Origin of the sequence: Paenibacillus gyeongsangnamensis (genome assembly GCF_027533625.1) — a bacterium.
Classification (GTDB): domain Bacteria; phylum Bacillota; class Bacilli; order Paenibacillales; family NBRC-103111; genus Paenibacillus_G; species Paenibacillus_G gyeongsangnamensis.
The window spans coordinates 151,014-171,392 of sequence record NZ_JAQAGZ010000015.1 but is presented as its reverse complement, the minus strand read 5'-3'; the positions used below and the strand labels follow the sequence as shown (position 1 = coordinate 171,392).

The following is a 20,379-nucleotide window of genomic DNA, read 5'->3' as shown; positions in this document are numbered from 1 at the left end:
ACATTTCCTTTCGGTACAGTTTATTCCAGTATAGAGCGTCCCGCAGAAGCTGCCAACCTCTTCTCCTTTAATAATGAAAAAAAGCCCGGACTAAAAGTCCCGGCGATATACGACGCTCTTGCCGCTGCGTTTCGCGCTCTTTTTCTTGCGTTTGGCTCCTCCGGGAGCCGATTCGCTGTGTACGCGCGCTTTGCCCGCGCTCTTCTCCGCGGCATACATCCATTTGGCAAAATCCGTGAGCATCGGGGATACTTGCTTCGCCGACTCATAAAGGGAGTTCACCTTCCCCAGCGCCACCAGCAATTCGTCCAGTCCTTCGTTAACCTGCCTCATCACGTAAGGAACCCGGTTCATATCCATTGGTATCACCTTTGTTATCCAGTTTCCCTATATCTTATGCAGCAAGCCCGCCCGGGGGCTTAGGCTACCGTCCCGTGCAGCCGGGATTTATGGGTGCTTTTGTCCGGTCTTGCAGATCAGCGTTCAGCTAGACGGATGCGCTGCCTATAGCACAAAGAGCCGCCCCGAAGGCCGGCCCTCTGCCCCGTTCCCGGTTAGATCAGGAAACCGGCGGACAATATGATAACGAGCAGAATAAAGAGAACCAGAATAATGCCGGTCGTTGTAAATCCGAATCCTAAACCGCCGCAGCCTACTCCGCCAACAAATCCACCCACAGTGATCCGCTCCTTCACCTTTCGTGATGAGTCTTTGGAGGAAGACGGCTCCATCGACGCTCAAGATAGTATATGGCGTTATGTCTGCTTGGTATGGACACCTGCACCCCTGCCGCGGGAAATTTACGTCAGGATGGGGCCGTTCCAGCCGTATCCGCCCCCAGCGCCAGCAAGACGAACCGGACGGCGCTCTCGACCGTCTCTTCCCGTTTGGGCGGGCCGTCGGTCAGCAGCCCGCTGTAGCAGTTCTGCTTCTTATGGGCCAAGGTAACGCCTACGACCATCATCAGCGCCTGATCGAGCGAGTCAAAATGAAACAAGCTTTGCTCCCGGCCCTGCTCCAGCAGCTCCCTCGCCTTCTTCCATACCGGCCCCGTAAAGGAAACAATCAGCTCGGTACGCGGCGATACCATGACCATTTCCTGCTGGATGATGCTGCTGAGCTCTTTGTCGTTCATGCTGAAAGATATAATTTCGCTGATCAGAAGCTTAAGGCCTTCAACCGGCGATTTCAACAAATCCTCGTACTGCGACATGCGCTGACCCGGGAAAAAACATTCGAACAGCGCCCTGTATACCTTTTCTTTCCCGCCGAAATAATAAGAAATGAGCGCGACGTTAGCTCCCGCTTCCTCACAAATTTGCCGTACGCTCGTCCCGTCAAAGCCTTGTCTGGCGAACAGCTTCTTTGCCGCGAACAATATGCGCATTTTCATTTCGGATTCTGCCTGTGCCATAGGGACCTCCCCTTCCATGCTTAAGCTCAATTATGGGGCGAAAGAAGCGGAAGTGCAAGCCGGGAAAGCGCATTCATGTCCTATCAAAAAAACCGGGCCATCCGATGGACTCGGTCGAATCTTGCCTAGCCATGCTCTTAAGCGCTCGAGCCTGCCGGCCGCAAGGCTGCCCCGCGGGCCTCCGCTTCTTTGCGGAGCGCGGTGAACAAGATGCCAACGGCAGCATAAACGGCCAAGATGCATGCCAGCGCCGCTGCGTCCGCCATGTAAAATCGATCCGCTGCTTCGTTCACGCGGCGGATTGCTCACTTTTCAATTAATCTGCCTAGCGGTTTATAGATCTTATCAATCAACTGCGTGGGACCCGGCATGTCCGGGAAGAAAATGAGCAGGACAGCAAGGATCCATCCCATGGCCGCCAATGACACAAAAACCGCTTTCTCTTTTTTCGGCTCCTGATTCATTTTCGGCCATTCATAAAGAGCCATCAAAAACAAAATAACAGTCGCACCCAATACGGCGCCCCATTTCATTTTTCCTTCACCTCTTTCTCTTTCTGCTTGACCTCTTTCTCCTTCGCCTTCACTTCTTCTTCCGGTACGGCCGGCGGTTCGGTCGCTAGTCCAGGTCTGCGTATACGGACCTTGGACTCCAATTGAACGTCAATGTTGGGAAAAATCTCATCCCAGCGGTCTTTCGACGCTTCCCACTGCTTCGGGTACTTGCGGTGAAATGCCTCCGCGAAGCCGAAGATGTCGGCCTTCAGCTTTTTCTGTCCTTCATCGAGCGCCTTACGGGTGCGCTCTTCGAGGTCTTTTTCGGCTTCTTGCTCTAGTAATTTCACAACGGTCGGATTCATCATATTCAGGCTGGTCGTATTTTCGACGATATCGTCTTCCGTCTCGAGCTTAGCCGTCATTTTCCAAGTTCCGCCTGAAATTTGCGGAATCAGCTTCGTGGTGGCCCGAAGCATTACAAAGGAAATATGCCCTTCCGCCTCCTTCGGCTCAATCGTGATCGTGGCTGTTTTGATCTCGTTTCTCAGCCACACAACCCCTCTCGTCACCTCATCGTCGATATATCCGACCATTTTATCCTTCTTGAAAACAGCGGTTCCGTTAAGACGGAGCACCGATTCGGTTCCGCCCGGTCTTCCGGGCACCATTTCGAGCCAAGGCAGAGCGGCCGCGCCCGAGTCGCCCCTAAACATTTGCATCAAATCTTTGAACGTCACTTGCATCGCGAATCGGAATTTGGCCTCTTCCCGGGCGGCTTCCGCCGACTCTCTTTCTAATTTCGGGATCGTATCCAGTATATCCGCCGCCTTGCCCTTACTGACAAAAACAAACATGCGCAAGCGAGGCTCCGGGTGGCGGGCTATGTAGTCCATGTACTCCCGAATGCCTTCCTTCGCCAGCTTTTCGCCGATGACAAGGATTTTCGTATGCCCCCAAAAGAGTTTGCGCGGGACCTTTTCCTGAAGCCTCGCCATCGCATCGGCAACCGTGACGCCGGTTGCCGATCTCACGAGCGACGGCTTTTCTTTTCCGCCGCCTCCGCCTCCTCCACCCAGTGACTGCTCCCCGCCGCCCATGGCTCTCGGAACCGTAAGTTGAACCGAAGCCTCAATCTTGTCCCCTTTCTTGTCGATGCCTGCCCCCATGATCAGGACAACATCGTTCAATTCCTTTCGGTCCCAACATCCGGCAAGCGGCAGAACGGACGCACAAAGGAACGTGATCAGAAGCGCTCTGGACTTGTTGCCTGGAGAAAAGAAGTTCAACTCTTAAATCCCCCTTGCCGATCTCCTTTTCTTATGGCGGATACGAGCAGCAGCACGATCGGAACCACCGTTTGCACCGACGCAGGGTAAAAAGTGCCTGTCGTTCCGAGAAAATGAGCCATTTCCTGGAGACTGGAGAAGGACCAAATCCCGAACAGCGCCACGAGATAACCGAGCGGCAGCACGACCGGCCGGTAGTCGGAGAGATTCAGCCATTGAGCAGTGCCGACGGCAAGCGCGTAAAAGTATACCGATATTTTGACAAACGTCCCTGCCATCCAAATCACCATCACGATAGACTCGACATGCTCAAAAAAATCCGCCAGTCTAATCCAGCGCGCCGCTTCATTTACCGGGTAAGTTATAGTTGACGTAATATCCCCGAATATAAACAGGGTGATCAGATTGGTAAAAACCATGGTCAGCATGATGGCAAACGTGGAGATGATGCCCCATTTCAGCCCTTTTTCCCGATCGGTCACAACCGGCAGCAGAAAAGACATCAGAATGAATTCGCCAATAAACCAGCTAGACGGCGTAACGGCTCCCAGCATCGATAGCACGATCCCTTTCCCCATAACCGGAAGCATGTTATCCGTCTTGAGTTCAGGCAAGAGCATGATCATCATGAGCATCAAGAGAACAATATAGATGGGAACGAAGGTCTGGGCGATCCTTCCCAGCACTTCCACTCCGCCCCTTACTGCTAAAGAACAGGCGATGACCATGCTGCCGATAACTATAATTATCGGGGTCTTGAAGAGATAGCTCGAAAGGATGAACTCCGCGTACTCCCGCAAGATGATCCCGGTGGTGTGCAGATAAAAGAACAGGTAGATAAGCCCGATCGCCTTGCCCAGAGTCCTGCCGACAATATGCCCGCTGTATTGGATGATCGATTCCTTCGGATATAACCGGTTCAGCCTATAGGCAAGATACACGGCAAGAAAGCCGGCGAGGGAGGCCCAAACGGGAGACAGCCACATATCGCGGCCCGCGCGCGCCGCCGTAATGCCCGGCAAGAGTAAAAGCGCCGTTGCCAATATGGTCGGGTACATCATGATTGCCATCTGGAACGAGGAGATTTTACCCTTCTCAATCACCCGCTCACCCCTTTTCTTCCGGGTACGCCCTTACGTATGACAGCGATAAGGAACAGCAGCAGCGGGATCGCCAATTGGATTGTGCTTTGGTAAAAAGGGACGATCGTTCTTAAAAATCCCGACAATTCCTCGATATTGGAAGCGGACCAAACGCCGATCAACACCAACAGAAAACCGAAAGGAAATACTAGCGGCCGGTAATCGGACAGATTCAGCCATTGGGCTGCGCCAAGAACAAGCACGTAATAGAAGACTGAGACTTTGATAAATGCCCCCGCCACCCAAATCACCATGACCAAAACTTCAAGATGTTCAAGAAAGTCTGCAATACTGATGTATTTTGTAGCTTCCATCACCGGGAAAGCGAAGCTGGCCGCAATGTCCCCGAACAAGAACAGAACCCCAATGTTGAGAACGGTCATTGTAACCATAATCCCGAACACCGAGATCATTCCCCATTTCATCCCGTTTACCCGGTCCGTCAAAAAAGGAAGCAGGAAAGAAATTAAAATAAAATTGGTGAAAAAAGCATGTGGAGTACGCGCCCCTTTGATGGACGGCAGCATCCCCTTCTCCATAATCGGAAACATAAGATTCGGTTTTAAGTCAGGAATCAGCATGGCGATGATCAATACCCATAAAAGAATCAAAATAGGCACGAAGAATTGGGCGGCTCTTGCTACTACCTCCAAACCTCCGCGTACGGCGAAGGCGCAGACCAATACCAGGCTTCCAAGAACTACAAACATCGGTGTATTGGATCATGCTCTCTTTCGGATAAAGCTTGTTCAAACGAAATACGATATAAACGATCAAAAATCCGATGAGAGAAGACCACATCGGGGACAGCCACATGTCCCGCCCTGCCGCCTTCGCCGAAATGGCAGGCAGCAAGAGATCTCCCGTTGCCACCACAACCGGATACATCATGACGGCCATCTGAACTGCCGAAATCCGGCCTTTCTCGATCATTGTTCCTTCGCCTCCCTCGACGGGTGTACGATGTTCGTGCACCTGCCTTCTATTCGCTTCCTCTGGTCGGCCCCGGTTTTTGTCCGGGAGCTTGCCGGTACTGGTCCCCTTCCCCCGTTAAGTGAGGTCTTGTATTGAGCGCCCACCACGGAGACCGAATCAATACGTCTCTCATATCGCGGACCTTCATGGGAGAGATTGGGCTCAGGTACGGAACCCCAAAGGAACGCAAGGTGCACAAATGGGTGTAGGTCACTATAATTCCAAGCATAACCCCGAGTAATCCTAACGTTCCCGCGAGTAAAATCATCGGAAAGCGCATCAGCCTGAGCGCGATTCCCGCGTTATAACGCGGGACCGTGAAGGAAGCGATTCCCGTTATCGCGACCACCATGACCATCGGTGCCGAAATGATGCCTGCCGACACCGCCGCTTGCCCAATCACCAGGGCTCCTACGATGCTGACGGCGGCACCCACCTGTTTCGGCAGCCTGACACCCGCTTCCCGCAGCGCTTCGAAAGTGACCTCCATTATAAGTGCTTCCACGAGCGCCGGAAACGGAATCTCTTCCCGGGATCGCGCCATGCTGATCAGGAGCGTCGTTGGCACCATCACATGGTGAAATGTAAGAACCGCCACATAGAGCGAAGGAAGAAGCATCGAGATCGCAAGAAAGATATAGCGCAGCCAGCGGATGGCTGTGCCGATCATGAACCGTTGGTAATAATCTTCCGCCGAGTGAAGCAGCGAAAAAAACGTAATTGGAGCAATCAGGGCAAAGGGAGTCCCGTCAGTCAAAATGACGACACGTCCTTCGAGCAGGGAAGAAGCGGCAACATCGACCCGTTCCGTATTCAAGATTTGAGGAAACGGGGAAAAGGAATTGTCTTCAATCATCTCCTCGATATATCCGCTTTCCAACACGCCGTCGATATCAATTCGCTGCAGCCTGGTCTTGACCTCTTCAATCAAAGTTTGCTCGGCGACCCCCTCCATGTAGGAGATAACGACCTCCGTCCGGGTACGGCGCCCGATTTGCATCGATTTCATTTTCAGCTCGGGGGTTCTGATCTTTCTGCGCAGCAGGGACATATTCACCGACAACGTTTCTGTAAATCCTTCCCTGGGGCCCCTCAGAACCGCTTCGGCGACCGGCTCTTCGATTCCCCGCTTCTCCCATTTGCCGAGCCCCAAAGAAAACCCCCGATTTTCTTGATCCACCAAAAGTACGGGATTTCCTAACGAAATTTGTTCCAATCGGCGAACGTCAGGACTTCCTTAATCTTGGCGACGGACAGCCTTTGGTCAAACATCGCTTTAAGATTGTCGGATCCCGCCTCCTTCTCCTGCATGAGCGGGGCGAGTACACTCCGATCGATCTCCTCTATGTTGGACAGGCCGTCTATGTGGATCAGAGCCGCGTTTTTGGTTCCGCCAATCACAAAGGTACGAAAGACGGCGTCCGAACAATCGGCATAGACTGAGTGAAAAACTCGCAAATTTTCGTTCAAATCCGTTGAAAGCGGATTTTGCTCAGTCGTGACCGTCTGTTCCTTTTTCAGTTGTCTGGACTTTAGAAGCAACTTGTGAAACAACAATATAATCTGCCCCTTCTCTCGATAAAACGATCCTATTTTTTGTTAGAATGAGGAAATTTATGCATCACTAGCAAGCAAGGGCGAGGTCAAGAAATATAAAAGGAGCTGCTTGACAGCAACCCCTTCGTTCAGATGTCTTTTATTAAGCTTACTAACTATGTATTCGATTCTATGAGCGCTTTAACGCCCTGTAAGTCACTGGGCCTGTCGTTATACTTTCCACCTTCGCAAGGCTCCCTGCCCTCCCTGCCGACAGGGAGCCTTGGCGCAGCGGCGGTGGATCCGGTTCAGTTTCACTTACCCGGCAAGACCGCCTGCGCGGATCCGCCCGTTAGAAGCGGTGCAAGCCGCGTAGCACGATAACCAGCAAGATGTAGAGCACAAGGATGACGCCTACCGATGTCCATCCTGGATAGCCATGAAAGTAATGCTTCTTTGGCGCGTAGATGTTGATTTCTTCATAGCTGGTATGAACGTTGACAGGAGCCGGGTAGGGCATCATCGGTGCAGCGGCCATGGGCGCAATGTTGGCAGGCCCTACAGCCATTGGCGCAATGTTGGCAGGCCCTGCAGCCATTGGCGAAACAGCTGTAGGCATCATGTTTGGGTAAGGCATTGGTTTGTGCATTCCGAGCGGGCTAATGTTTTCCATTGATTCGGACACCTCCGTAGAATGTAGCGGATGCACAGACAACCGGTCACGGCTGCCGCCCCCGCAAGGTTCAAATCAGGTAAAGTGTTCCTATCGAACACACCATCAGTCTATGGAGATCTACCTATAGGGAACACGGTATTTACCCAACCGCCCGAAAAATAGACTCCAGCCCTCGGCTCGGGATATAAATTCTTTTCAATTGAAAAAGCCTCCGGCCATGGATTCCATGACCGAAGGCTTCATTAAGCGAATTTACTGGACTTGCGAGTTGAAGGACATGATCCATACCGAGCCGGCCACGATCGTGAATACGATCACCAGACCCAGAATGAGCGTCATCACGTTATACCGCGGCTTCTCCCCCTCGCGGATGTGCATGAAGAAGAACAGCTGCACGAGGAATTGAAGCACCGCCATCACAAGGATCAGGATCAGGAGCGGAATTTTGGACAGCATGTGGTTCATGACCAGCACCAGGGGAATAATGGTCAGCACGATGGACAGGATAAAACCGATCACGTAGCTCTTGAACGAACCGTGTCCCTGCTGCTCATGCCCATGCCCGTGATGCTGCGAATGCGGCTGAGCCATGCTACATCACCCCCATCAAATATACGACCGTGAACAAGAAGATCCATACCACGTCGAGAAAGTGCCAATACAGCCCGATGATCGTTACTTTGCGGGTCGTCACGGGCGTAATGCCGTGCCGCGAGAGCTGAATCATGATGCCGATCATCCAGACGATACCGACCGACACGTGCAAGCCGTGGGTGCCGACCAGCGTGAAGAAGGACGACAGGAAGGCGCTTCGGTAGATGGTCGCTCCGTCGGCAGCCAGCTTCGCGAACTCGTTGATTTCGAGACCTACGAACGCCAGACCCAGAATCGCGGTTACGATCAGCCAGACGATAAGACCTTTGCGGTTCCCCTTGTGCATCTCAAGCATCGCGAGACCGCTGGTGAAGCTGCTTGTCAGCAATATGAACGTTTCGGCGATCACGCCCGGCATTTCAAAAATTTCTTTGCCGATCGGGCCGCCGTCCGTATGGGTGCGGAGCACGACATACGTAGCGAACAACGTCCCGAAGAGCAGACAGTCGGTAACGAGAAATATCCAAAAGCCCAGTACCTTCAGGCCTTCTTGATCTACATGGTGCTCATGATGCTCGTGCTGAGCGTGAGCGGCTGTTTGCGCCATTATAACGACCTCCCCAGCGACGCTTCCGTGGAACGGACTTCCTCCACGGGAATGTAATAATCCGTGTCATACTGGAACGAACGGGCCAAGAGGCACAGGGCGACGCCGATGAGTCCCGGAATCGCGAAGAACAACCAGCCGAAGACGAAGCCGAAGCCGGCCACGAACCAGCAGATCGACATGATGAAAGGAATGCCGGAGTTTTTCGGCATATGAATCGGCTCCAGATGAGCGCCTTTATTCATCGTCGCTCCCTCTACGCCGCGTTCCTTCGCTTCCCACCATGCGTCCCGCTCATCCCCCTTCGGTACGACCGCGAAGTTATACAGCGGGGCCGGCGAAGGGATGGACCATTCGAGCGTACGTCCGTTCCATGGGTCCCCGGTGATGTCCCGGTCGCCCTTTTTGATACTGTAAGCAATTTGCCATACTTGGAAGATAAAGCCGATCCCCATCAGGAACGCCCCGATGGTCGATACGAAGTTGAGCGGAGCCCAGCCCATATCCCAGCCGTAAGTGTACACGCGGCGCGTCATGCCCATGAAGCCGAGCGCGTACTGCGGCATGAAGCAAACATAGAAGCCGATGTTCCACAGCCAGAACGCCCATTTGCCGAGCTTCTCGTCGAGCTTGAAGCCGAACATTTTAGGCCACCAATAATAAATCCCTGCCAAGTAACCGAACACCACGCCGCCGATCAGAACCTGGTGGAAGTGGGCGATCAGGAAGTAGCTGTTGTGGTACTGGTAATCCGCCGGCGCCACCGCCAGCATGACCCCCGTCGCGCCGCCGACCACGAAGCACGGAATGAACGCGAGCGTCCACAGCATCGGCTGCTGCAGCCGGATTCGGCCACGGAACATCGTGAAGAGCCAGTTGAACACCTTGACCCCGGTCGGTACGCCAATCAACATTGTCGTTATCGCGAAGAACGTGTTGACGTCCGCCCCGGCGCCCATCGTGAAGAAGTGATGCACCCAGGTAAAGAACGACAGAATACTGATAATCATCATGGCGAAGACCATGGATTTGTAGCCGAACAGGCGCTTTCTCGAGAAAGTAGCCACGATCTCCGAGAAAATCCCGAAGGCCGGCAGCACGACGATATACACCTCGGGGTGACCCCACATCCAGATCAGGTTGACATACATCATCGGGTTGCCCCCGCCTGTCATCGTGAAGAAATGTCCTCCGGCGAAGCGGTCGATGAAGAGCAGCGCCAGCGTCACCGTTAGAATCGGGAAGGCGAAAATAATAATGATGCTGGTGGAGAAGACGGACCAGGAAAACATCGGCATCTTCATCAGCTTCATGCCCGGAGAGCGCATCTTCAGAATCGTAACGAGAAAGTTAATTCCGGTCGCAAGACTCCCAATACCGGAAATCTGAATGCCCCAGATGTAGAAGTTCTCTCCGACGCCCGGGCTGTGTGACATCTCCGAGAGCGGCGGATAGCTGAGCCAACCGGCGTCCGGCGATCCCCCGATAACGAAGCTCAGGTTGAACAGCATCGCTCCCCAGAAGAAGAGCCAGAAGCTGAGTGCGTTCAGGTAAGGATAGGCGACGTCGCGCGCGCCGATCTGGAGCGGAACGACGATATTGAACAAGGCGAACATCATCGGCATCGCCATGAACAGGATCATGATCGTACCGTGCGTGGTGAAGACGGAATTATAATGCTCCGCATTCAGAAACTGTACATTCGGCAAAGCGAGCTGCAGCCGCATGAGCAGGGCGTCCACGCCGCCGCGGAACAGCATGAGCAGCGAGGCGATCAAGTACATGATGCCGATCTTCTTATGGTCAACCGTAGTCAGCCATTCTTTCCAAAGCCATACCCACTTCTTGAAGTACGTAAGGACGGCGACGACCGTCACCATCGTCAGACCGATCGCCACGTCCGCGCCGTAAATGAGCGGGTCGCCGGTAACAAAGAAGTGGGAGGCGAAGTCTTTGATTTGCTCGATCATAGGTATCTCCTTCTATTCCCCTAGTTATGATTGTGCTGCATGTCCTTCATGTCCATGCCCTTCATGTCGTCCATGCTTTTCGTCGAAGAGGAGCCCGGCTTCTCTTCCTTGGACGGCGCCGACTGCTTCAAGGAGCCTTCGTGCTGCATGCCGCCCATGTCATGCCCGCCGCCGGAGTGATTCATATGTCCTCCATTCTTATCGACGATCGACTGGAACAATCCGTCGGGATAAGAAGAATACAGTGCTTTCTCCGCCGTTCCCGGCGTCGCAAGCTTAGCGTAGCCTTCCTGGGTAAGCGCCGGCGAATCCTTCTTCACCTGCTGTACCCAATCATTGAACTCGGCCTGGGTCTTCGCAACGACCTGGAAGCGCATGTGAGCGAATTCTCTGCCGCTGAAGTTCGCGCCCGTGCCGTAATAATCGCCCGGTTGGTCCGCCTGCAGCCACAGCTGCATCGCCATGCCCGGCATCGTATACTCCTGGCCGCCCAGCTGCGGAATCCAGAAAGAGTTCATCGGCGCGTCCGAGGTCAGCTCGAACTGTACTGGGACGCCGGCCGGAATTTCAACGTAGTTGACAGTCGCGATCTTTTGGTCCGGATAAGTAAAGAACCATTTCCAGTCGAGCGACGTCACTTGAATCTTGATCGGCTTGGAGTCGGCCGCCACCGGAGGCTTCACCAGAGCATACGTATCTCTAGCCGTGTAGAAGCCGAGAATGCCGATGATGATGACCGGAATCCCCCACCAAATGATTTCCAACACCTTGCTGTCTTCCCAGTGCGGCGTATAAGGCGCTTTATTATTGGGCTTATCCCGATAGCGCCAGACGATATAAACCAGAATGCATAAGACCGGAATGACCACGATCGCACACAATATCACCGATATGATGATCAAGCGTTGCTGGGTTTCCGCAACCGGACCTTTCGGATCCAGAACCAAGTATGAGCCGCTGCAGCCCGACAGCAGAACCGCCGTCAGCACTGTCATCAGCACCAGCTTCCAGAGCGCGAATCGTTTGTTAGCTCCCAATTTCCTTCATCTCCTCTTACCTGCCGAATCTGTCTCTGTACTACTATGCCATTATCATAACAGAGAACCATGTGACATTTTTCACTGTTTTCAAATCCTTCAAGATTCTGTCGTTTCTTAGCCAAAAAGTGTTCACGGAAAGTTTTCAATTTCACCAATGTTTACCCGTTCGGGAAGGAGTTCACACAAAAAAAGCCAGCCGTGGAAACGGCTGACTTGGAAGCCCATGCTAATCACGCTGCATTATGGAAATGTCCGGGGCGTCTTCCCATTAAACAATTCAACGGCTATGCCGATCACCGCAATTTGAATCGCACCGACAATGAATCCGATCCCTACCATCAAGGATAAATTCTGATCACTGAAGTCGCTTACATTCCAGAAACAAAATACAAGGCCGATCGCCGTAAGAATAAACGAAAGCTTTATCATGACAGAATATTCTTTCACGCCGTTCTCTTGCATTTGAATCACCTCACCGAGTCGTTATAAATAGGATTACCCTTATTATAACACATTGATACGGATTTTGTTCAAAAAATATTCAAAATTTGATCAAATTTTAGACAAAATGTACGGAAGGCCAGCTGAAGCCAAAATGAATCGCTGCGCTAACCTTATTTTCGTAAGGAAGCGTAATGAAACCGCAAAGACCTAGCTTCATCGTTACGCAATTATTGAGCCTGGGACGTATGTCGGGAATGAAACATGCTACAATAAAAGAATGGATCATTCCCAGATTCACGAGAAACCCTAATATGCTGAAATGCCAAAGGTGTAGGTGGGGTATCCCCTGTAGGAGCGATAGCGTCCGCCTTTGTTATCGGAAAATTACCGCTGTTTAACGGATTAATTGAAAGTTTTCCGATAACAACAGCGGCCGGAAGGGGATACCCCACCGGGTACCAATGCAGATTTCTCTATTTCATGGGTTTCTCTACAGCCTGAGAATGGATCATTCCGTCTGAACGGGGGAGGCAAAAATGAAATTCGAGGGTGTGACCGTCAAGGAGCTGCTGCGGCTGCCGATTCTAAAGGATGCGAAGGTGATCGGCGGCGAACAGGGGCTGGACCGCATCGTACGTTTTACCGATATTATGGAGGTTCCGGATATCAAAGGCTGGCTGAGGGAAGGCGAGCTGATCTTAACCACCGGTTATTCGATCCGCCATAATCCGGCTCTGCTGGAGGATGTGGTCGAGCATCTGGCGCAAGTGAATGGAGCGGCGCTCGCCATTAAGCCGGAACGGTTTTTATCGAAAATTCCGCAGGAAGTCATAGATAAAAGCAATTTGTATCATATTCCCATCATTCAAATTCCGCCTGGTATTCCTTATATCGATATCACTTATACGATTATGGAACAGATTTTGGATCGGCAAGCGGCTTTGTTAAGGAGATCCGAAGAAATATACAAAGCGCTTACGAATCTGGTTCTAAGCAACAGCGGCATTCAGGTCATGGCGGACAATGTGGCCGAACTGGTCCAATGCCCGATTTGGGTGATCAGTAGTGCTGGGGATGTTCTCGTATCCTCTCCTGCAGACATACCGTACGTATCCACCATCAAGACGCGCCATTGGGAGGTTACGGTCGATAAGCAATTTGTCGGAAAATTGATCGTCGGGAAAGAGCAGCTGGACGAATTCGAGCAGGTCTGTATCGAGCAAGCGCGGCTCGTGTTTTCACTGGAGCTGATGAGAAGGAAGATTGCCTTCGATACCGAGGTCAGACTGAGAGGCAGTTTTCTCGAAGAGCTTTTGCTAGGTTTGCCGCTGTCCAGGCAGGAGGTGGAGGACAAGGGAAGCAAGCTGGGACTATTGCCGGGATGGATTTGGGAGGTTGGCATGGTCGAAGGAGACTCGTCGCATTTCGAAGAGCAGTCTCCTTTTTTATCGGAACTCAATGCGCTGATTCAGCGCGAATCGGAGCACCGGAGAATCCGCGTGCGTTCGCATGTGCTGCGGCAGGGGGATCGCCTGATCCTGCTGCTGGCTACGGGACCTTTGACGGATCCGATTAAAAAAGGATCGGTCGGACGGGACGACGTCAAGGAGTGGCCGCACATTCTGTCCTCGTTTCTTGCCGGATGGAGCGGGATCCGTGTAGGTTTCGGAAGCAAATGCTCGCTGTGGGAAGTGCACCGCAGCTATATCGAAGCGAGAAAAGCGATATTCATCGGCACTCATCTCGACCGCTACAAAGCCGTATTTACCTTTAACGATGTGGAAATGTTTCAATTATTGTTGGATGCTTCGGAGCAGGTTCCATTCGATGCGTTAATCGAGAGGAAAATAGGAAAGTTGTGCCTATACGACAAACAAAATGGAACGGATCTTGTGTCTACCCTCTACTATTATTTGGCGACCGGAGGCAGCCTGATGGAGACGGCGAACCTGCTGTACGTTCATCGAAACTCCGTGAAATACCGGTTGGACCGGATTAAGGAAATATCCGACGCGGATCTGGAGAATCCGCTTAACCGCTTTGTATATTATTTGTGCGCGGCGTTCTATTTATTGAAGAAAGAAGATTGAGATTCCGCCCTATTTGTGCTGACAGCACAATAGGGCTTCTTTAGTTTTGGCGAGCCAGTACATTGTGTGAACGTTCCGTGAACCTTTACAATTTATTTATCGATTCAACCTATTAAAGCGAGTCAAGAAGGGAATGAGACCAGTGATCGGGCTAATTAGGGTATTAACTACAGCAAACGCAGAGGTTCTTCACGAGCACGGCCGCTTGATCTTGGAAATGTATGCGGTTCCAGTGAAAAGCGATTGCATTCCGGAACAGCCGCTCGGGATTTACAATGACGAAACGGAACAGCTCGCCAACCCGAAAATTGTAGCGCTCGGCAAGCACATGGAGCAGGACGGCTGCAAAGTGCTTGTCGTCAGCTGCGCGGCCGATCCGGCTGTCGAGCTGCTCCGCAGGAATGTATCCGTTCCCGTCATCGGTGCCGGCAGCGCTGCCTCCTATATGGCGCGTATGATTGGAAAACCTGTCGGGGTGATGGGGATCACAGATACGGTGCCGGCAGTCATGCTCGATATTTTGGGCGATTTGTTCATCCGGTATATCCGGCCTGAAGGGGTAACGAACACAACCGATCTTTTGACACCGGCAGGACGCGAACAGGCGATTGCTGCGGCCAAAACGTTAATGGAGCAAGGAATCGAAGTGATTGTATTCGCTTGTACGGGATTTTCCACGATCGGCCTTGCCGGAATATTAAGGAAAGAGCTGAACATTCCGGTCATTGATGCGGTGGAAGCGGAAGGTCTAATTGCCTCCAACTTGTACAGACAGCTTAGAGGTGAGTAAACGATTGGCTGGAAAAGGGCGTTCCTTCGGCATATCGTATCTGCTTCTTTTGGGCTCCGTCTTCATTTGGGCGCTCAATTACATCGTCAGACAAATTCTTTTGAAGGAATTTTCACCTTTTTTTCTTTCAGCTCTTAGCCTCACTGTCGTTTCCTGCATCTTTGTAGCCGCTGCCTTCATGACGAAATCGATCGTTTCCGTTACGCGAAAAGAAATGGCGCTGCTGCTGCTGTCGGCCACCGTCGGTCTGATCGCCAACCAAATTTTTTTGTATAAAGGCTTGCAGATGACGTCGGCAACGAACGCTTCGTTGATTTTTACCATGTCGCCTTTGATGACGGCGGGGCTTGCTGCCCTGTTTTTAAAAGAAACCGTCACCTGGCGCATGATTGCGGGATGTCTGATCGCGTTAGCGGGTTTGTACCAAGCGCTGAACATGACGGGAATCAAGCTGCAAATCGGCGATTGGATGATACTGGGCGCCACGTTTACGTTCTCTTGCAATCTGATTTTCGTCCGGATGCTTTCACAGCGGTTGTCGCCTTTCCTGATTACGGCTTACAGCTTTGCCGTCAGCTTCCTGTTATATGACCCGTTCGTATTTTTGTTTACCGAGATGCAATGGCATCATTCCTTCTCTATATGGGTACTGGCTATTGTATCCATACTCGTCGCCCAAGGGCTGACCAATGTCATGTGGAACAAGGGGATGGAAACGGTGGGAGCCGCCAGGGCCGCTATCGTGCTCAATCTGCAGCCGATGATGACTATTCTGCTAGAATTTATACTGTTAGGCCATATTGTTACTGGAAAGCAAATATTCGGCGTTTCGCTTGTATTTGCCGGTGTCCTCCTCGGAACGATGCCCGGGAGCTTCTATAAGCAGAAAAACATGAACCAGCCAGAATTGCCTTCAAACCGCAATATCGAAGCTTAATGATGAATTGGGGGACAAGTCCATGGAAAAAGAAAAAAAACATCCAAGTATTTTCGAACCGTTCGCGCTCATTCTGAATATCGTCACCGCGGTGATCGGCGCTATTATCGGTATGCAAATCGTGACGACACTCGGGGTAACCCCGAATACCGCAATCATCGGAGCGCTTGTGGCTATGCTGATTGCCCGAATCCCGATTACGATATTTAAAAAATACAAATCCGTCCATCGCCAAAATATTGTCCAGACCTCCATCTCGTCTGCGACCTTCGGGGCGGCGAACAGCTTATTAATTCCAATCGGTATCCCGTTTGCCATGGGAACGCCGAATCTTATTGTACCGATGCTGATCGGCGCGGCGCTCGCCATGTTCGTGGATGCGGCGATTTTGTACAAAATTTTCGACTCCAAGCTGTTCCCGGCATCCGGTACCTGGGCGCCCGGCGTCGCCACCGCCGAATCGATACTGGCCGGAGACAAAGGCGGGAAAAGAGCAGGGTTGCTTGGTGTCGGTACGGCTCTCGGATTGATCGGTTCTTATTTTCATATCTCGATGTCGGCCTTCGGCGTTGCGTTTATCGGCAACATTTGGGCTCTGACCATGTTCGGCATCGGTCTTATGATCCGCCAGTATTCCATCCCATGGTTCAATGTGGATGTGAATAAGCTTTATATTGCGCATGGAGTGATGATTGGCGCCGGAATCGTCGCTTTGATCCAGGTTTCGATACTCATTTTCAGCAAGCATAAAAACGAACAGAAATCGAATGCAACGGCGGAAGCCGCTTCCGACGAAAAACTGACCCGCCCGATCAACGAAGCGAAACGGGCACTCGGTTTCGGTTTTGTCGCTTATCTCATTATTGCGCTGATCATTGCCCTTATTGGCGGGCTGATTACACACATGTCCTTCGGCATGCTGATCGGTTTTATGGTGTTTGCCGCTTTTGCCGCCTTCGTCCACGAATTGATCGTCGGGATCGCAGCGATGCACTCCGGCTGGTTTCCGGCTTTTGCCGTAGCGTTTATTACGCTTCTCTTCGGTATTCTGATCGGCTTCCCGCCGACGGCTCTTGCCCTGCTCGCCGGCTTTAGCGCCGCTACGGGTCCGGCTTTTGCCGACATGGGATACGATCTGAAAACCGGCCATATTTTGCGCGGCAACGGTGAGGACAAGGAGCTGGAGCTGCAAGGCAGAAAGCAGCAGTATATTACCGGCATGATCGCTTTCGGCGTGGCGCTGCTTACGGTAATCGTCTCTTATAAAGGCTATTTTGCGCAAAATCTCGTGCCGCCGATCGACAAGGTATACGTTTCGACCATTAAAGCCGGCGCTTCTCCGGACATTATGATACAGCTTCTGCTCTGGGCCATCCCGGGCGCCATTCTGCAATTTGTCGGGGGACCGAGCCGTCAAATCGGCGTATTGTTCGCTACCGGTCTTCTCATTTTAACGCCGAACGCTTGTTGGGCTGTACTCGCGGGGATTGCGATTCGGTTGATCGTACTGAAGATTTGGAAGAAAGAAGCGGAAACCCCAATGAGCATTATGGCCGCGGGCTTCATTGCAGGGGATGCGCTCTACAGCTTCTTTAATTCCGTATTCAAGTTCAGAAAGTGAGGTTTGCTTCATGGCAAAAATTAAATTAGACGAGAAAATGGTTGAATATGCGGTTTATGGCGGTGCCGTCCTGGGCGGCGGCGGGGGCGGCTGGATCGAAGAAGGGCTGAAGATCGGCCGTTTAGCGCTCGAGGTCGGACAGCCCGAGCTTCTTACGGTCGACGAATTTGACGACGAGGATTTGCTCGTCACCGTATCGATGGTCGGCGCGCCTGCCGCGAAGGACCAATATGTCAAGCCGATTCATTACGCCAAAGCGCTGGACATGCTCTCGCAAAAAATAGGAAGGCCGATTAAAGCGCTGAATACGAACGAGAACGGAGCGGGAACGACGGTCAACGGATGGTTTCAAGCCGCCGTCACCGGTCTTCCGATTGTCGATTTGGCCTGCAACGGACGCGCCCATCCGACTGGAGCGATGGGATCGCTCAATTTGACGGAGCTGGAAGGCTATGTTTCCCATCAAGCCGCAGCCGGCGGCAAGGGTGACAATTATATCGAGCTGAGCGTATCGGGGACGCTGGAGAAGGCTGCTTCCATGATTCGCAGGGCATCCATCGAGGCGGGAGGACTTGTGGCTGTGGCGCGAAATCCGGTCACGGTCGCCTATGCGAGGCAGCATGGCGCGGCAGGCGCCATCTCCCAAGCCATTGAAGTAGGCAGGGCGCTGCTCTCCCGTCAAGGGGAAGCCGCTATTGACTCGGTCGTTTCCGAGCTTGGAGGGAAGCTGGTTACGGCCGGGACGGTGACGGACTTCCAGCTGGAAACGACCGGCGGATTCGACGTAGGTACGGTGCAGATCGATCATGCCTACGAATTAACGTTCTGGAACGAGTATATGACGCTGGAGAAGGACGGGGAGCGGTTCGGCACTTTCCCGGATCTGATTATGACGCTGGACGCCAAGACCGCAAAGCCGATCGTGACGGCGGCCGTCGAAATAGGACAGCAGCTTGCCGTCATCACCGTACCGAAGGAGAAGCTGCTTCTGAGCAGCACCATGCGTAACGAAAATCTGTTAAAGCCGGTTGAAGAAATCATCAAAAAATCGATTATTCCATTTTTATAAAGAATAGATAGGAGTGTATTGAAATGGCATTGAAACAAACTCTGATTGCATTTGATGTATTGGACAACGGTTTCGTAAACGGAGAAAAGGTCAAGGCGCTGTTTAACGAGTATCCTGATGTTTCGGTTACCGTAACGAAAGTAACCGGCGAGAAAGGCAGTACGGACTTTATTAAAATCGTTATTCCGGGAACGAACGGAAAGCTCAAAGGCGGCAGCGCCCCAACCTTCGGTATTATCGGCCGTCTTGGCGGTATCGGCGCACGGCCGAGCCGGATCGGGCTCGTCTCCGATGCCGACGGAGCCGTCGCAGCCGTCGCTTCCGCTCTCAAGCTGGCAGATATGCAAACGAAGGGGGATGCGTTACAAGGCGATGTGATCGTCAGCACCCATATTTGCCCGGACGCCCCGACACGCCCGCACGAGCCGGTCGATTTTATGGATTCACCGGTCGATATTTTGACGATGAATCAGCATGAGGTTGCCCCTGAAATGGAAGCGATCCTTTCCATCGATACAACCAAAGGGAACCGGGTCATTAACCACAAGGGCATCGCCATTTCGCCGACCGTCAAGGAAGGCTATATTTTACGCATCAGCGAAGATTTGGTGCGGATTATGGAGATGGCGACAGGACAACTCGCCGTGACCTTCCCGATCACCATGCAGGATATTACCCCTTACGGTAATGATTTGTATCATATCAACTCCATATTGCAGCCGAGCGTTGCAACGGACGTGCCGGTTGTCGGAGTCGCTGTCACCGCGCAATCGGCTGTACCGGGCTGCGGTACGGGCGCAAGCCATGAAACCGACATTGCCGCTGCCGTTCGCTTTTCCGTTGAGGTGGCCAAGGAGTTTACGAACGGAACCTGCCGGTTTTACGATCAAGAGGAGTTCGAACGGATCACCCGACTCTATGGCTCCATGAAAATACTGCAAACCGGCGGAGAAAACGCCGCCCGCGGATAAACGCGATACTTCTTGTTCGATTCGATGGGAGGCAGGCTAATTATGGGACGTTTGGGAATGATAACAATCGGCCAAGCGCCGCGCAGTGACGTGGCGCCGATCGTCGAGAAATATTTGGAGGATCGCGCCGAGCTCGTTCAGGCCGGCGTGCTGGACGGACTTTCAAAAGCGTATATTGAAGAACATTTGTATCCCGTGGAAGGAGATTACGTGCTGACTTCCCGCCTGACGAACGGTGAATCTGTCGTCATGGCCCGGCACAAAATCCAGCCGATCCTGCAAAGCAAGATCAACGAGCTTGAAGCGCAAGGAATCAAACAGATTTTGCTGCTTTGCACCGGCGTCTTCCCTGGGCTCCACACCGGCACTTCGTATTTGATCGAGCCGGACCATATCATTCCGCCTGCGATCAAGGCGATGGTCGGCTCCCGCCGGCTGGGGGTTCTGGTGCCGCTCGAAGAGCAGAAAGAATCGCTGCGCTCGAAGTATGAGCCGCATGGATTCGATCCCGTCTTCGCCGTCGCTTCGCCTTATAAGAACGACGAGATCGATTTCCGTAAAGCTGCCCAAGAGCTGAAGGACCAGGCGGATCTCCTCTTGTTGGACTGCATGGGGTATACGGAGGAAGCCAGACGGCTGTTGGCGGAGGCGACGGGACTTCCCGCGGTGCTATCCAATGCGATTATGGCCAAGCTAGTATCCGAGATGATCTGACCGGAG

20 protein-coding genes and 2 pseudogenes are annotated in these 20,379 nt (G+C 52.5%); 7 read left to right on the top strand and 15 right to left on the bottom strand.

Annotated elements, in window-relative coordinates:
- Positions 1 to 90: 90 nt before the first annotated feature.
- The 15 genes and pseudogenes from O9H85_RS22495 to O9H85_RS22425 form a co-directional block, all read right to left on the bottom strand.
- A complete protein-coding gene (locus O9H85_RS22495) occupies positions 91 to 360 on the bottom strand; it encodes a hypothetical protein (RefSeq protein ID WP_269883662.1) in 270 nt (89 codons plus the stop codon).
- Positions 361 to 554: 194 nt separating this feature from the next.
- Positions 555 to 677, bottom strand: a complete 123-nt coding sequence (locus O9H85_RS22490; RefSeq protein ID WP_269883661.1) for a YjcZ family sporulation protein — start codon at positions 675 to 677, stop codon at positions 555 to 557.
- Between the two features lie 128 nt (positions 678 to 805).
- Positions 806 to 1,414: a TetR/AcrR family transcriptional regulator gene (locus tag O9H85_RS22485; RefSeq protein WP_269883660.1), complete on the bottom strand. Its 609-nt coding sequence runs from the start codon at positions 1,412 to 1,414 to the stop codon at positions 806 to 808.
- A 137-nt stretch (positions 1,415 to 1,551) separates the two neighbouring features.
- The gene (locus O9H85_RS22480) at positions 1,552 to 1,707 is read right to left on the bottom strand and encodes a hypothetical protein (RefSeq protein ID WP_269883659.1); all 156 of its coding nucleotides are present in this window, start codon (positions 1,705 to 1,707) and stop codon (positions 1,552 to 1,554) included.
- A gap of 12 nt (positions 1,708 to 1,719) precedes the next feature.
- Complete coding sequence (locus O9H85_RS22475) at positions 1,720 to 1,947, bottom strand: hypothetical protein (RefSeq protein WP_269883658.1); 228 nt, start codon at positions 1,945 to 1,947, stop codon at positions 1,720 to 1,722.
- On the bottom strand, positions 1,944 to 3,197 hold the full coding sequence (locus tag O9H85_RS22470) for a Ger(x)C family spore germination protein (protein WP_269883657.1): 1,254 nt from the start codon (positions 3,195 to 3,197) through the stop codon (positions 1,944 to 1,946). The genes O9H85_RS22475 and O9H85_RS22470 overlap by 4 nt, the downstream gene beginning before the upstream one ends.
- The gene (locus tag O9H85_RS22465; protein ID WP_269883656.1) at positions 3,194 to 4,300 is read right to left on the bottom strand and encodes a GerAB/ArcD/ProY family transporter; all 1,107 of its coding nucleotides are present in this window, start codon (positions 4,298 to 4,300) and stop codon (positions 3,194 to 3,196) included. The genes O9H85_RS22470 and O9H85_RS22465 overlap by 4 nt, the downstream gene beginning before the upstream one ends.
- A pseudogene (locus tag O9H85_RS22460) lies at positions 4,297 to 5,227 on the bottom strand (GerAB/ArcD/ProY family transporter). The gene O9H85_RS22465 and the pseudogene O9H85_RS22460 overlap by 4 nt, the downstream one beginning before the upstream one ends.
- 94 nt (positions 5,228 to 5,321) lie before the next feature.
- Positions 5,322 to 6,856: pseudogene (locus O9H85_RS22455) on the bottom strand (spore germination protein).
- A 346-nt stretch (positions 6,857 to 7,202) separates the two neighbouring features.
- Positions 7,203 to 7,523 carry a hypothetical protein gene (locus O9H85_RS22450; RefSeq protein ID WP_269883693.1) on the bottom strand — a complete coding sequence of 107 codons (321 nt, stop codon included), beginning with the start codon at positions 7,521 to 7,523 and terminating at the stop codon, positions 7,203 to 7,205.
- A gap of 255 nt (positions 7,524 to 7,778) precedes the next feature.
- A complete protein-coding gene (gene cyoD, locus O9H85_RS22445) occupies positions 7,779 to 8,117 on the bottom strand; it encodes a cytochrome o ubiquinol oxidase subunit IV (RefSeq protein ID WP_269883655.1) in 339 nt (112 codons plus the stop codon).
- A gap of 1 nt (position 8,118) precedes the next feature.
- The gene (gene cyoC, locus O9H85_RS22440) at positions 8,119 to 8,727 is read right to left on the bottom strand and encodes a cytochrome o ubiquinol oxidase subunit III (protein ID WP_269883654.1); all 609 of its coding nucleotides are present in this window, start codon (positions 8,725 to 8,727) and stop codon (positions 8,119 to 8,121) included.
- On the bottom strand, positions 8,727 to 10,697 hold the full coding sequence (gene qoxB, locus O9H85_RS22435) for a cytochrome aa3 quinol oxidase subunit I (RefSeq protein WP_269883653.1): 1,971 nt from the start codon (positions 10,695 to 10,697) through the stop codon (positions 8,727 to 8,729). The genes cyoC and qoxB overlap by 1 nt, the downstream gene beginning before the upstream one ends.
- Before the next feature lie 20 nt (positions 10,698 to 10,717).
- A complete protein-coding gene (locus O9H85_RS22430) occupies positions 10,718 to 11,692 on the bottom strand; it encodes a ubiquinol oxidase subunit II (RefSeq protein WP_269883692.1) in 975 nt (324 codons plus the stop codon).
- 285 nt (positions 11,693 to 11,977) lie between these two features.
- On the bottom strand, positions 11,978 to 12,199 hold the full coding sequence (locus tag O9H85_RS22425) for a hypothetical protein (protein ID WP_269883652.1): 222 nt from the start codon (positions 12,197 to 12,199) through the stop codon (positions 11,978 to 11,980).
- Positions 12,200 to 12,717: 518 nt separating this feature from the next.
- Between O9H85_RS22425 and O9H85_RS22420 the strand changes: the two genes are divergently transcribed.
- The 7 genes from O9H85_RS22420 (at position 12,718) to O9H85_RS22390 (ending at position 20,373) form a co-directional block, all read left to right on the top strand.
- Positions 12,718 to 14,271, top strand: a complete 1,554-nt coding sequence (locus O9H85_RS22420) for a PucR family transcriptional regulator (protein ID WP_269883651.1) — start codon at positions 12,718 to 12,720, stop codon at positions 14,269 to 14,271.
- 142 nt (positions 14,272 to 14,413) lie between these two features.
- Positions 14,414 to 15,061, top strand: coding sequence for an aspartate/glutamate racemase family protein (locus O9H85_RS22415; protein WP_269883650.1), 648 nt, complete (start codon positions 14,414 to 14,416; stop codon positions 15,059 to 15,061).
- Positions 15,062 to 15,065: 4 nt separating this feature from the next.
- Complete coding sequence (locus tag O9H85_RS22410; RefSeq protein ID WP_269883649.1) at positions 15,066 to 15,998, top strand: DMT family transporter; 933 nt, start codon at positions 15,066 to 15,068, stop codon at positions 15,996 to 15,998.
- A gap of 22 nt (positions 15,999 to 16,020) precedes the next feature.
- Positions 16,021 to 17,619 (top strand): OPT/YSL family transporter, encoded by a 1,599-nt coding sequence (locus O9H85_RS22405; RefSeq protein ID WP_269883648.1) that lies wholly within the window; start codon positions 16,021 to 16,023, stop codon positions 17,617 to 17,619.
- A 10-nt stretch (positions 17,620 to 17,629) separates the two neighbouring features.
- Positions 17,630 to 18,688, top strand: coding sequence for a DUF917 domain-containing protein (locus O9H85_RS22400; protein ID WP_269883647.1), 1,059 nt, complete (start codon positions 17,630 to 17,632; stop codon positions 18,686 to 18,688).
- 23 nt (positions 18,689 to 18,711) lie between these two features.
- Positions 18,712 to 19,659 (top strand): DUF1177 domain-containing protein, encoded by a 948-nt coding sequence (locus tag O9H85_RS22395; protein WP_269883646.1) that lies wholly within the window; start codon positions 18,712 to 18,714, stop codon positions 19,657 to 19,659.
- A 42-nt stretch (positions 19,660 to 19,701) separates the two neighbouring features.
- Positions 19,702 to 20,373, top strand: a complete 672-nt coding sequence (locus tag O9H85_RS22390) for an AroM family protein (protein WP_269883645.1) — start codon at positions 19,702 to 19,704, stop codon at positions 20,371 to 20,373.
- Positions 20,374 to 20,379: the final 6 nt, after the last annotated feature.

Coding starts and splice junctions, on each gene's coding strand:
- O9H85_RS22485 (WP_269883660.1), bottom strand. CDS start 1,414: ATGGCACAGGCAGAATCCGAAATGAAAATGCGCATATTGTTCGCGGCA.
- O9H85_RS22390 (WP_269883645.1), top strand. CDS start 19,702: ATGGGACGTTTGGGAATGATAACAATCGGCCAAGCGCCGCGCAGTGAC.
- O9H85_RS22395 (WP_269883646.1), top strand. CDS start 18,712: ATGGCATTGAAACAAACTCTGATTGCATTTGATGTATTGGACAACGGT.
- cyoC (WP_269883654.1), bottom strand. CDS start 8,727: ATGGCGCAAACAGCCGCTCACGCTCAGCACGAGCATCATGAGCACCAT.
- O9H85_RS22425 (WP_269883652.1), bottom strand. CDS start 12,199: ATGCAAGAGAACGGCGTGAAAGAATATTCTGTCATGATAAAGCTTTCG.
- O9H85_RS22430 (WP_269883692.1), bottom strand. CDS start 11,692: ATGACAGTGCTGACGGCGGTTCTGCTGTCGGGCTGCAGCGGCTCATAC.
- O9H85_RS22405 (WP_269883648.1), top strand. CDS start 16,021: ATGGAAAAAGAAAAAAAACATCCAAGTATTTTCGAACCGTTCGCGCTC.
- O9H85_RS22450 (WP_269883693.1), bottom strand. CDS start 7,523: ATGGAAAACATTAGCCCGCTCGGAATGCACAAACCAATGCCTTACCCA.
- O9H85_RS22495 (WP_269883662.1), bottom strand. CDS start 360: ATGGATATGAACCGGGTTCCTTACGTGATGAGGCAGGTTAACGAAGGA.
- O9H85_RS22475 (WP_269883658.1), bottom strand. CDS start 1,947: ATGAAATGGGGCGCCGTATTGGGTGCGACTGTTATTTTGTTTTTGATG.
- O9H85_RS22400 (WP_269883647.1), top strand. CDS start 17,630: ATGGCAAAAATTAAATTAGACGAGAAAATGGTTGAATATGCGGTTTAT.
- qoxB (WP_269883653.1), bottom strand. CDS start 10,697: ATGATCGAGCAAATCAAAGACTTCGCCTCCCACTTCTTTGTTACCGGC.
- O9H85_RS22420 (WP_269883651.1), top strand. CDS start 12,718: ATGAAATTCGAGGGTGTGACCGTCAAGGAGCTGCTGCGGCTGCCGATT.
- cyoD (WP_269883655.1), bottom strand. CDS start 8,117: ATGGCTCAGCCGCATTCGCAGCATCACGGGCATGGGCATGAGCAGCAG.